We start from the raw sequence: 12,746 nt of genomic DNA on the forward strand, positions 1-12,746 counted from the left end.
AGAAACTCATCAAGCTTATCAATGCCTCCGGTCGTAGCCGCAATCTTACCGTGCTTGTTTGCGATTTCGGCCACCTTCTTACGTGCTGCTATAAGTTCCGGATGGTTCCATTGTCCTGGCGCCCCAATTCCCTGGCTAAAATCGCCCGGTCCGAAGAACAGCATATCAAACCCATCCAGCGAAGCGATAGCGTCAAGCTCTTTTAAAGGCTCCGGATCTTCTATCTGAAGTACTACAAATCGCTCGCGATTGGCCTGTTCCAGGTATTCATTAAAATCTATATTGGTATAGGCACCATCAGCATTTCCACCATCTATGGCCCTAAGACCGATGGGGTGGAACCTTGTCATTTTGATTATATTTTTAGCATCCTGCAGGTTCATGACGTGAGGCACCATGATCCCTGTAGCGTCCATCTCCAATGGCTTGACAAGGTCACTGTAGCTTCCCCGCGGCACTCTCACCAGTATATCCGTGTTGTGAGCCTTGGTAGACCATATCTGACTGTTAATCACGGACCAGTCCTGTGCGGAATGCTCCTGGTCTACCCATACACAATCGAAACCGGACATGGCAGCCAGTTCAGAAACCTGTGCATTTTGAACATTTATTTTGATACAGCTTACATTTTCGCCTGCCCGCAACTTTTTAAGAACACGGCTTTCTCTCATCTTCATATTATGGAATATTAGGTGTTACGATTTTTTATTTTAAGGATAGCATATGCAGCGGCGGCTCTTACATCAGCACTTTCTGCTTCACTGATACCCGTACCGGGTTTACTGTCCATCAATGCGGCCAGTACAGGAATATCCTCAGCAGTCCCATGTTCCGCCAGCGCCATTGAAACTTCTATTTGTCCGCCAAACGGAAGTTCACGGTAATCATTTAACAGCAGTGCTTTGATCTTTGTTTGTGAATCCTGCTGCACATCTGCCGGGCACGCAATAAAGGCAGTGGTCAGCAGACTAAATTTAAGTGCCGATGACGGCGGTTCAGCTAGCGCTTTTTTTGCAAAATCTTTCCACTGGCTGGCATTCAATCCCATTCTGCGCAAAATATAAGAGCTGATTTTTCTCACATCTTCATTCGTATCTGCAGCCGCGAGTTGTATAAATTTCAGACGATTCTTATCCAGTGAATCGGGAGATGCATACGAGGTGGCCCAAAGGGTATAAACTTGTAAGTTCCGGCTTTCATCAGAAAGAGATTTCTGCGTAGCTTCAGGATATCTGTCAAGCGGGGACAGGTGCAGCTTAGCCAGAGTTTCTGAAGCGTGGAGTCTGTCAGGCCCGTTCAGATCACCAAAAGCCTGAAATATTTTATCGTTCCATTTCTTTTTACCAGAAGGTTCTTTTTCAGTTTGTGCCAGCACCCGCCAAATGCCGATACGGTATTTCGGCTGATCGCCATGCAATTCATTTTGCTGCAGGAACTCCTTTCTGGCCTCTTCAGTATGCCCAAGCCAGATCAGGTATTCTGCTGCATGGACTTTAATAAATTCAGGTTGCGTTCTCAGGGTTACTAACAATTCATCTAGTGCTCTTTTGCTTAAAGGATCAGGCATGGTTGTACAATTATTAAGAATTAAGCTATAAAATATCAGGAAGAAAACAACAGGGTTAATAAAAAGGTGATTATGCTTGTTCATCGCTGTACTTCACTTTAAGGGTAAATAATATTGCGGCGCAGAGCAGCATACTACCGGCTGCAATTTTAAATAAAATGGACAGATCTACATCTGCATCACGCATAATTCCGCTCACATAAATCCCTGCCCCGCCAACAATGCACGCAAACATATTGAGCACTCCGTATCCTGTTGCACGGTAGCGCTTATCTGAAACCATACACAGTATGGGCATCAGGTTCACATCGCTGAAAATTCTGGTTAAGGCATAAAACATAAAGCATATAATAGCAATATAAACTACGCCGGTACTGCTGGCAATAAATATAGCCGGAGCCGCTATTGCCAGGCCAATCGCAGGCACCAGGACACGTCCCCGCGGATTTTTTTTAGCCCAGTAATCGGCCAGTATACCTCCAAGCAATACGCCAACAAGACTTACAGGATAGATATACCCGGTAGCATATAAACCTGCAAGTGCCTGGCTAAGGTTAAAGTGTTCTTTATAATAAGTTGGCAGCCAGCCCATGATCATCCATCCGACAATTCCCAGCAGACCCCAAAAAACAAGTAATAATATAAAGGACTTTCTTTTAAACAGATCCTTAATTGCTTCAAAGAAGTTCACTTTTTCTACGGCAGGCTCGGTTGAATCGGGCCTGTCCGGGGCATCTCTTAATAAAAGCGCAAGCACAAACGCATACACAACCCCGATTGCTCCGAAAACACTAAACGCATCTGTCCAATGGTGCCGCTCGGCAATCCAGCCGCCAAGAAATCCCAGACTTTGTCCAACCATGACGCCTCCCATGTGAATCCCGGTAGCCAGAGAACGTGTTCCGCCCTTATGATAATCCGTAATTAGCGCCAGAGCCGCAGGCAGGTAGCATGCTTCACTGACCCCCATTAAGGCTCGTGTCACCAGCAACTCCTCAAAAGACGTTGCATGAGCAGTAAGGTAAGTGACTATCGACCATACAAATAAACTGGCGATAATCACATGACTACGGTTAAAACGGTCGGCAAGGAAGCCGGCAAAAGGGCTAAGAAGACCATATACCCACAAAAAAACAGAAGTAAGCAATCCAAACTGGGCGTCGGTCATCGGCAATGCATCTACAATTGACTCCCTCATCGTAGTGATCATGATGCGGTCCAGATAGTTAAGGCAGCCTACTACACAAAGAAGGATAACCATCAACCAGGCCTTAGGCAGCAATTTTGAATGGGTAGGTGTTTGGTCTGTTTTCATAGGAATCTAAGGTATGTCTCAGCAGTCCGCATTCCTGTTACTTTTTTTTGCATTTGTAATACTATTTTTCAGTCAGCAGAAACTGATATTCAGACTGACTCAAGTTCAGCAAAAATATCCGGATCATCAAAGTTCAGCGCCAAAAAAGCCTGGTCAAGATGCGCTGTCGTTCTGCCTCCAATTAATACTGAGGTTACCGCCAGCTGATGAAGCGCCCAGGCGAGAGCCAGATGCACCGGATTATATCCTGTCTTGCCCGCAATCAGCAGAAGCTGATGAAGTCTGCGCTGCGCTTTTTCGTTAAAATAGACATCCTGATGTCCGGTTATCAAATCGAAGCGGCTGCCCGGATAAATTCCATTTTGATGTTTACCTGTCAGAAACCCGGCTCCAAGCGGGCTGTACGTTATGATATCAATATTATTTAATATGCAGAACTGTTCAAAGGCAATCCCAATATCGCTGACAGCAAGATTGTGATTGTTCTGTACATAGGAAAAGGCAGCCAGTCCATGATTTTTTTGAATGCTGACAATATTCCTAAGTTGCCCCAGGGTAAAATTGCTTGCTCCAAGCGCCCGCACCTTTCCGCTGCACAAAAGACCGTCCAGCGCTTTCAGCGTTTCAACTGATTCCAGGCTTGAATCCCATCGATGGAGAAAAAGGACATCAATGGCCTCAGTTCCAAGCCGCATCAAACTACCGTTGACGGACAGCGCTAAATTTTCGGGTGCAAAGGGCGGCAGTACTTTCGTAGATATAACTATCGATAAGGACGCTGCACCACGTGATCTAAGCCACTTACCTACTATAGTTTCAGAAGCTCCATTTGAATAAGCTGCAGCGGTATCAAAAAAGGTTACGCCATTGTTCCTGGCATGATCCATCATTTTAAAAGAAGCCGCTGCGTCTATTTCCCGGCCAAATGTTACACAGCCTAATCCTATTCTGCTAATCCCCTCTAAAGACATTTACTTTATTCTCCAGTGTGTACTTAAAAGCGAGGTAGGCTGTCCAAATTTTTCTGCCTGGTAGTATACCGTCAATATTGAGCCGTCCTTAAGCTGCACACTTGAGGGATAACCAAGGTCCCTGCTTGCCGCATTATTGAGCACGATTTCATTGGCGATGTCCCATGTCTTGCCTTCATCCCGGCTAACGCATGCCCGCTCCCCAAACGGTTCACGACGATACCCGTATACCACAACTATCCAGCCATTTGCCAGCTGTATCAGATGAGGGGGTATCCCCATATCTTAGTTTGATGCAATGCTGTCCATGTTTTTCCGCCATCCAGACTTTCAGATTGCAGCAAAAAACACTGACTGGTGTCTTTGGGCTCGTGCCTGATCATGGCAATGATCTTGCCGCTCTTTAATTCCAGCAGGTGGGGCTCGCTCAATGAAGCGGTCAAACCTTCAGGTCTGGGAAGATTGGAAATGATATTCCAGCTTCTGCCGTCATCAGCAGATTCCTCAACAATCAGCGAACTTTTATCATTACCCCATTTCCCAATACCGATATAGAGCAAGCGGCCGTCTTTTAACTGTACAGGTCCATGGGGTGCGGTGCCAGCCGTGCGCGCTGGATTAAGCCATGTTTTGCCGTTATCTTCCGATCTTCGCGTCCAGTTCCCCAGCCATTCCTTACGCGTTTCTTCAGGTATTTTTTCACCAACGCGTAAATATTTATTATACGCTGATTCATAAACCGGATTTTCAAAAGCCAGAGAAGTGAACCAGCTGACCAATAGTGTTCCTTTAGCTGTTTGTATGATCCCGGCATCCCGGTCATCCAGAGGCGTACTGGTAATTGTCCGGGCATCTGTCCAGCTTTTTCCTTCATCACTGCTTCTGATGATCTGGGTCTTACCCCATGGGCAGACGTGCGCATCTCTGTCACCGGAAAAGGCAACGATCAGTTCACCTTCAGCAGTTTTAGTGATGGTCGGCCAGCCCAGGTAGCGGTTAGGTTCTACAACCCGTTTGCCTACTACCACATGGCCGTTAATATTTAAGCTGTATTCAGTGCCCTGCCCGAGTAACCTTCCCTCTTCCCGGCAAATGACTTTGGTTTCGATGACATCAGCGATCTGCTGTACGGCATCAGCAGCCGGGACGTGTCCTTCCGTTACAGAAATCTCTCCCGTATTTCCGTGCTGCCGGGGTTCCCTCGCAAACGCAGGACCAATTGTTAAGCCTGCAGTAGCCGCCATACCGGCCATGCCAATGAATTTTCTTCGATTAACCATAGTTTTTATTCAATTATTCACTTCGGGGTTTTAATACCAGATTTACCACATTCAATATGCCGGTTGTTGTTATGATGTCCCTCGGACTCACTGTGCCTACAGTAGTATTCCCTTCCCCTGAAACGCTATATAGCGCCGCTGTTCTGCTGAGCACTATAGGTGCAGGGGATTTTACTCCGGTTGCTGAATTCGACAACTGAAATAATGTAGATACATAGTTGTTACTGGTGAAATTTATACTGTTTTGTCTATATTTTATCAAATGGTACTTTAATAAATTTGCCAGCGTCCCTGGTGTTTCGGCGTTTATAGCGTCCATGTCCGGATATCCGGCCGCCTGAAATGCAGCATCGGTTGGTGCGAAGAACGTATATAACTGAAGCGGGTCGGACAACAGCTTAGTAAAATCGAAAGCATCATCTCCGGTACCCTGACTCGCCCGTACTATCGCCGCGGACAGGAAAGAGAGTGAAGGGTTTGAATTGATTTGCTGGAGGGTAGTTGTTTCAACAGGTCTGGGCAAAACACGCGATATAAAATGTATGACTCCGTTGCCGGCCAGGTAGTTTGGTGAAGTAACCACCGGAGATGACATTTGGGGATTGAATAAGATCCCATTGGCAGAATTTGTGGTGTAAGCTATTGTACTGTTGCGGTCAAAATAGACCGGAACATTCGCCAGGGTATTTAAAGGAACACTATCCAGGTCAGATGAAAGCTTCCGTCCTTCAATCAAATGGTATTTTAGTAAATTTTCGAGCGTAGCAGGAGCAGCCGTGCTGACAGCGGCGATGTTGGCAAAACCGGCATCAATAAAGGCAGCATTAGTTGGAGCGAAAAGCGTATAAGCTCCATTCCCCCTCAGCATTTCAGCAAAGTTCGTGCTTCCCTGACTTGCCCGGTTTATCGCCGCAACCAAAAATGTATAGGTAGTATTCAGGGGTATTGCCAGGTAGTCCAAAATACTGGGTACAGGGGCTACCAATACTTTTGTAGTAACATTTAGTAAGCCATTAGTCGCCTCCAGGTTCAACCGTGTGATGTCACCTCCATTTGTATAAACCGTATTGCCTATTTTAGCAATAGTGGCAGTTCTGTTCAGCGTAGCAACTTCTTTAGATCCTGTAATTGCGCTTACGTCCACCCTTCCCGGAATGATATGGCTTCTTACCAGACTGTCCATAAATCCTGGTGTAAATTTATTGATCGTTGCTTCAGAACCCAGGCCCACATTTATAAAGGCCTGGTTGGTGGGAGCCAGAATAGTCAGCGGCTCTTTTCCATTAAACATTTCCTGCAGGCCTGCCCTGTTAATGGCCGCCCTGAACAAAGTAAAATTTCTGTCGTCAGCTGTGATTTGATATAGGCTGACTTTAGCAGGGCCATTCTCAAAAGAACTCTTTTTACACGAGGTAAAGCTCCCGGCAAGGAGAAGAAAGTTCAGTAAAATGACCATTATTTTAGTATAATTTTTCATATTTTAATTTTATGATACCAGATCTCTTTATCTTAGTTACTCCACTGTAATTAAGAACTCTTTAATTTTCGCTTTCGAACCAAACTTATTGGCATTAAGCACCTCAAAAGTTACTTTATAAGTCCCCGGGGCCGAATAACCTGCAAACTTATATGAAGGTATTTTTGCAAGCGGACTTGTTCTTACAGCAACCCCCAGGCTGCGCTGCACCCTATCCAGTTCTAATGGCTGTGAAATGATCCAGTCTTCATTATCAGGTTCATTTGCAGGCCCGCCTGTCATGGTGATCTGGGCTGCAGCAAATGTCCAGATTTTGGTCGGATTGAGGATATCTACCTGCGCCCATGAAAGCGTGGCGCTAGTCTTGATGTTGGCCAGTGATCCGTCCTCCAGTTTATTGTCAATAGAAATTTCTTTGATGATCCACTGATACTGGGAGAAAGCTGTTTTCGACCCATTGTACTTGAAAGCAATGTATAATGAGGAATCGAGTGTACTTTGGTCCGAAAGATCAATAACTCCTGAGAAAACATCAGGAGTGGCCCTGCTCACTACCGGGAGTATCGCCCGGTCTGTTATATTTTTCCAGGTTGCCATAGTGACATATTCAGCGTTATAAATACCTTTGAAATTGGTTGATGTCATGATTTTTAAACTCGTGTCAATTACCGTCGGACTGGTATTACCAAACTGCCTGTTAGATTTAAAAGACATCTGCGGTATCCCCTTAACTTTGACCCTTTCACGGAATTCAAATTCCCGGCCTTTCTGACCGGAATAAAAAGTAATGATATCAGCGGTTCCCGTAAAATTGAAAATAACAGGCTCATTTACCGCGTAATTAAGCTTGGGAAGCGTGATCTCAAAATCTGGTTCGATCACCTCACTGTCACTGCATGCACATAAACAAGCCGACAGCAGTATTAAGAAATATTTTTTTTTCATTTTATTTTGTTCTAAAAATTACCACCCCTCATTCTGTGTCATACCGCTATTTAAACTGATTTCAGCGTTCGGAATAGGCCACAATACATCTTTATTACCTACTCTGTTGGCGATACTGGTCACCTGCCCCCTCAAGCCGGAAAGTGGTAGCGCCGGGTTGTTTGCATCAGTTGCAACACCCTTGATCGCTGATATAAAGATGCCCCAGCGGATGAGGTCATGTTTGCGAATGGCCTCAGAAGGGAACTCCCTTAATCTTTCATCCATGATCACCTGTCTGAAAGTGACCTGGTCCATTCCCGGAGCAATATCCGCCTCAGTCAAGTTAGTTGCCCCCGGCAATAGCTTACCATAGGCCCTGGCCCTGACCTGATTCACCATCGCATAAGCAAGTGGCGTCGGTCCGTCTATTTCGTTTTCTGCTTCAGCCAGCATCAACAAAATATCAGAATACCTCAGAACAGGAAAATTGATCCCGGTATTGTCCCTGTGTTTTACAGGATAATATTGCGACCGGTATTTTGAATCAAATCTTTCGTAAAGCTGGGTAGCAGTAAAGTTTGATTTGGCACCCGTTGTAGTATTGCTCACATACTGAAAAGGCGCGGCATTCCAGTCCCTCCGCATATCATTACTGGTTATACCATATGCATTGACCAGCTTTCGCGTGACATGCATCTGCCCAAAAGAGTAGCCAAATGAAACATCTGCACCCGGAATCCCGTTTAGGCTGCCAATTAATCCATGCTCATCCAGGCCTGCGGTATAATTAAGATCGATCTCCCACATCACTTCCATTTTATCATACTGATCTGAGGCGATCCTGATAAAAATATCAGTATAATCCGGGTTTAATTTATGTTCGCCTGAGGCCACAACTTTGGCTGCCCAGTCTCTTGCCTCATTATATTTCGAAATGTCTTTTAGCGGCTCACCGGCCATGGTCAGACAAACACGCGCCAGGATTCCCTGGACGGTAGTTTTGGCTGGATAACCCCCTCCGCCATACTCAGCGGCACTTGCCGATGCAGGCACAAGTTTCTCTGCTGCCGTCATGTCCTGAAGAATTTGTGCATAAACGTCCTTAACGGGTTGCCTGGCACGGACCACATCATTAGGTCCTGAGGTTGGCACGAGATTGATCGGTATCGGGCCCCACATATCAACCAGCATGAACATAGCATATGCCCTTAAAAAGAGTGCTTCTCCCTTGATTACATTCTTTTTTGTTTCTGGCATCGATACCTTAGGCAGGTTTGCAAGCAAAATATTGGCGCGCTGTATCGTACTGAATAAGTTATTCCAAAGATTACGGATCAGCAGATCTGAAGCGTCAGCAATGTGATTGGCGGGATAGGAACCAGTAAGCGTCACAAAAAGATCGTCCCCCGAAAGCATCCGGGTAGGAAACTGGCCTGCGTAATAATCCCTTTTGGTCATCATATCCATTACACCGTTCAGTGCCAGGACCGCATCTGACTCTTTGGTAAAATAATTTTCAACCGGAAGAAAATCTTCAGGACTTTTATTCAGTGCCTTTTCACATCCACTTACTATGGCTAAACAAAGAAATATCGGTAATAATTTAGCTAAGAATTTCATTTTTATGTTATTAATAAGCATTTTCTAAAAAGTTACATTAAGACCTGCAGTAATATTTAGCGCTCTCGGGTAAGATGACCAGTCCATGCCTGGTGTCAGACCGGTCTGATTGGTTGACACTTCAGGATCATAGCCCTGATAATGACTGAAGGTAAAGAGGTTTTGTGCCGCGAGATATACTCTGAACCTGGAGATCTTTGCCCTTTGAAGCAATTTTTGCGGAAGTACGTATCCGAAGTTGATTGTTTTGATCCGGAGAAAAGAACCATCTTCCACATATCGTGAAGAATAATATGCAGGATTATTTGCAAGAAACCTCGGCACATCAGTATTCTGGTTTTCCGGTGTCCATCTGTTGGCATTGGCTGCGAATTGGTTTTGTCCAGGTCTTTGCTGATATCCAAATCCGCTTTCAAACCAGATCCTGTTCGCGTTAACTACTTCCGTACCATACGACCACTGCAAAAACACATTCAGGTCAAAATTTTTATAGGTAAAATTATTACTGAACCCGCCATAATGCAATGGATATCCTCTTCCGATCACGGCCCGGTCATTATTATCGATGATTCCGTCACTGTTCAGATCTCTGTACTTAGGATCGCCCGGCGCAACCGTTCCTGTGGAATACTGAGGTATATTAGGCTTTAAAGCATAACCACCGCTGGCCAGTCTGTCAAAATCACCGATCTGGTACAAGCCCTCTGAAATGTGGCCGAATATCTGGCCGAGAGGCTGCCCGACCTTAGCGATGTAAAGTTCAGTACTCACATACGTCGATTCCCAGGCAATCGGACGGGTAGTTGCTTCTTCATCAGGATTAGAAAGTGATTCGAGCCTGTTTCTGTTGAAGGTGATGTTAAAGTTACTGGTCCATGTAAAATTACGTGCAGATACATTTGCAGTATTTAAGCTAAATTCAAAACCGCGGTTACTTATTGCGCCAATATTTTTTACAGTACTTGCAAAACCGGTCGAACCTGGCAATGCAGTGGAGAACAATAAATCTGATATGTTCTTGTAATAATATTCGACTGTAAGGTTTATTTTATTTTTGAGAAAGCCGATATCCAGACCTACATCTGTTTGAGAAGCCTTTTCCCATTTCAGATCAGGATTATCCAGAGAATTTACCACTGCACTCAATGGCTGTAAAATATTATTGAGTAATAACGGACTGTTATAAACAACCGCAGCGTAAGAAGCAAAGTCGCCAACTCTGTTGTTTCCGGTTAGTCCATAACTTACCCTGACGTTTGCATCAGATATAAATTTCAGGCTCTTTAAAAAAGATTCCTCGCTCAATTTCCACTTTACAGATCCTGAAGGAAAATAGCTCCAGCGATTTTTAGGCCTGAACTTGGACGAGCCATCCGCTCTGAAGCTTCCGGTCAGGTAATACCTGCTTTTGTAATTATAATTAAGCTGGGTAAGACCAGAAACCAGTGCTGAAGATGAGGATTCTGCGCGTGTGCTCGGTGCAGGGGAAATTATCCCTAGTTCTATGCCATTGATCCCAAGCGACTCATCTGGCAACTGTGTTCCGGCTAAGCTGTTAAACTTAGATTGTACATCGGTAAATTCAAAAGCACCGTAAAGGCTTAGCTTGTGGACCTTGTTAAACAGCTTGTCATAAGACAAAGAACTTCTGACCTGTGACTGCAAGAGTTCTGAATTTAGTAATGAACCGTTTAGGCGGTTGGTACTCAGAGGTCCTCCTGAATAAGTCAAGGACCCATTGTAGTTCTCTGACCTGCTGGTCCGGGAGTTCAAAGAAGCGTCAGCTCTGAATTTAAGTCCGGGGATAATGTTGTATTCCCCATAAAAAGTCCCCACAAAAGATTTATCGATCAAATTGCGGATTTCATTCTGAAGCGAAACAAAAGGATTGATCCTCAAGTCAAGTGTAGGTGTTTCCGGGTCGTACAGCAGGTCTTCAAAATTTGATTCAAGACCAGCTACCTCAACCGGGCGCAGAGAATACGCATGATAGAATATAGATGAAGGGCCCTGCGACGCCGGATTTCTGCCGGTAGTCTTTACATTAGAATAGAAAGCCGACAAACCAGTTTTTAATTTCTTATTGACACGCTGGTCCAGTGTCATCTTTCCCTGGTACCGCTTAAAATCGGAGTTAAAAATAATTCCATCCTGGCCAAACAGCTGTCCGGAAACAGAATAAGTAGTATTGTCGGTTCCCCCTGTCAGTGAAAGGGAATGATTTTGCTGGGGCCCGTTCTGCATCAGCTTATCCTGCCAGTCGACACCTTCAACATTTCTGTAATCTTCAACGGTGCGGCCTTCCCTGAAAAACGGTGCCGCCGGGTCCACATGAGCTTTTATGCCAGATCCATAAGACAAACTTTGCAGCTGTATGTACTGTAAAGGGTTCATCAGCGCAATGAACTTTGTTGGCGCATTGATCCCGTAGCTTCCTGCATAACTGATTTTCGGACTTCCCTTCTGTCCTCTTTTTGTGGTGATCACAACAACTCCATTGGAACCCCTTGCTCCATATATGGCAGTCGCCGAAGCATCTTTCAATACAGATATACTTTCTACATCATTAGGGTCTATCGAATTTGTATTGGCATCCTGTAAGGGGAAACCATCGATAACGTACAAAGGAGAACTGTCCTGGGTAATAGAGCCAAGTCCCCTGATGAGCAGATTTATGGATGAGCCCGGCTTGCCATCCTGGGAAACCACCTGGAGGCCGGCTACCCTTCCCGCCAGTGCTTCCTCGAACGAGGCAACGGGTGCTTTTTGCATATCTTCAACATTAGCAACACCTATCGACCCTGTCAGATCCTTTCTTGCCACTGATCCATAACCTGTTACTACTACTTCATTCAATTTTGAAACATCTTCCTCCAGCACCACATTGACATTCGATTCATCTTTTAAAGACACCTCTTTGGTGATATAACCAACAAAACTAAAGACAAGCACCCCATTAGCCGCTGGTATATTAATAGTATAATTCCCATTACCAGCAGTGTTTGTCACTATCTGAGTTCCCTTAAGCCTTACACTTACACCAGGTAAGGGCGCTCCATCCTGATCAGTCACCCTTCCTTTTATAGGCACAGCGGCACCGGCATTGTCTGCACCATTAGCCATTGAACTTAATTGAAGAAAGACAATGCACATTATTAATTTTGTAATCCTAAAAAGCTTGAGGCATATATCTTCCTCATACATTTGCATCCTGTAAAATTTCATCATATTATCGCGTTGGTTGGTTTGTTGCAGTTGATTATTTACCAGAGGGTTAATCAAAATTAAAGATACCCTCTAGTTACTACTGAGACTCATACTATATTATAGTACTTTCATATTATTTTTCAGGTTTAGAGAAAATCTATGGTTTCACAGGTAATAAAAAAGCGGCAGATAAAATCTGCCGCTTTTTTATTACTCCATCAGCTGAGGCGCCAATGAGTACTTTGCAAAAGAGTTGGCCCTCCCGGTTTTTCGGCCTGGTAGTAAACAGTTAATATAGAATCATCATTAAGCTGAACACTGGATGGATAGCCAATATCGGCCCCCAATGCTGCATCAGTCAGGATCACTTCATTTTTCACAT

At 44.8% G+C, this 12,746-nt stretch carries 10 protein-coding genes; all 10 read right to left on the reverse strand.

What is annotated here, in order from left to right; all coding sequences use genetic code 11:
* Nucleotides 1-677 (reverse strand): HpcH/HpaI aldolase family protein (locus tag VK541_RS06450; protein WP_324368086.1); only part of this gene is annotated, 677 nt, incomplete at its 3' end.
* An 11-nt stretch (nucleotides 678-688) separates the two neighbouring features.
* Nucleotides 689-1,567, reverse strand: a complete 879-nt coding sequence (locus tag VK541_RS06455) for a hypothetical protein (protein ID WP_324368088.1) — start codon at nucleotides 1,565-1,567, stop codon at nucleotides 689-691.
* A gap of 70 nt (nucleotides 1,568-1,637) precedes the next feature.
* Nucleotides 1,638-2,882, reverse strand: a complete 1,245-nt coding sequence (locus VK541_RS06460; protein WP_324368090.1) for an MFS transporter — start codon at nucleotides 2,880-2,882, stop codon at nucleotides 1,638-1,640.
* A gap of 89 nt (nucleotides 2,883-2,971) precedes the next feature.
* Nucleotides 2,972-3,853 (reverse strand): aldo/keto reductase, encoded by an 882-nt coding sequence (locus VK541_RS06465; protein ID WP_324368091.1) that lies wholly within the window; start codon nucleotides 3,851-3,853, stop codon nucleotides 2,972-2,974.
* Complete coding sequence (locus tag VK541_RS06470; protein WP_324368094.1) at nucleotides 3,854-4,135, reverse strand: sialidase family protein; 282 nt, start codon at nucleotides 4,133-4,135, stop codon at nucleotides 3,854-3,856.
* Nucleotides 4,114-5,133 (reverse strand): sialidase family protein, encoded by a 1,020-nt coding sequence (locus VK541_RS06475; protein WP_324368096.1) that lies wholly within the window; start codon nucleotides 5,131-5,133, stop codon nucleotides 4,114-4,116. The genes VK541_RS06470 and VK541_RS06475 overlap by 22 nt, the downstream gene beginning before the upstream one ends.
* Before the next feature lie 13 nt (nucleotides 5,134-5,146).
* On the reverse strand, nucleotides 5,147-6,610 hold the full coding sequence (locus tag VK541_RS06480; protein ID WP_324368098.1) for a fasciclin domain-containing protein: 1,464 nt from the start codon (nucleotides 6,608-6,610) through the stop codon (nucleotides 5,147-5,149).
* A 36-nt stretch (nucleotides 6,611-6,646) separates the two neighbouring features.
* A complete protein-coding gene (locus VK541_RS06485; protein WP_324368100.1) occupies nucleotides 6,647-7,555 on the reverse strand; it encodes a DUF5017 domain-containing protein in 909 nt (302 codons plus the stop codon).
* 18 nt (nucleotides 7,556-7,573) lie between these two features.
* On the reverse strand, nucleotides 7,574-9,157 hold the full coding sequence (locus tag VK541_RS06490) for a RagB/SusD family nutrient uptake outer membrane protein (RefSeq protein ID WP_324368102.1): 1,584 nt from the start codon (nucleotides 9,155-9,157) through the stop codon (nucleotides 7,574-7,576).
* A 24-nt stretch (nucleotides 9,158-9,181) separates the two neighbouring features.
* The gene (locus VK541_RS06495; RefSeq protein WP_324368104.1) at nucleotides 9,182-12,280 is read right to left on the reverse strand and encodes a TonB-dependent receptor; all 3,099 of its coding nucleotides are present in this window, start codon (nucleotides 12,278-12,280) and stop codon (nucleotides 9,182-9,184) included.
* Between the last annotated feature and the right edge of the window lie 466 nt (nucleotides 12,281-12,746).

Origin of the sequence: Pedobacter sp., assembly GCF_035317785.1 — a bacterium.
Classification (GTDB): domain Bacteria; phylum Bacteroidota; class Bacteroidia; order Sphingobacteriales; family Sphingobacteriaceae; genus Pedobacter.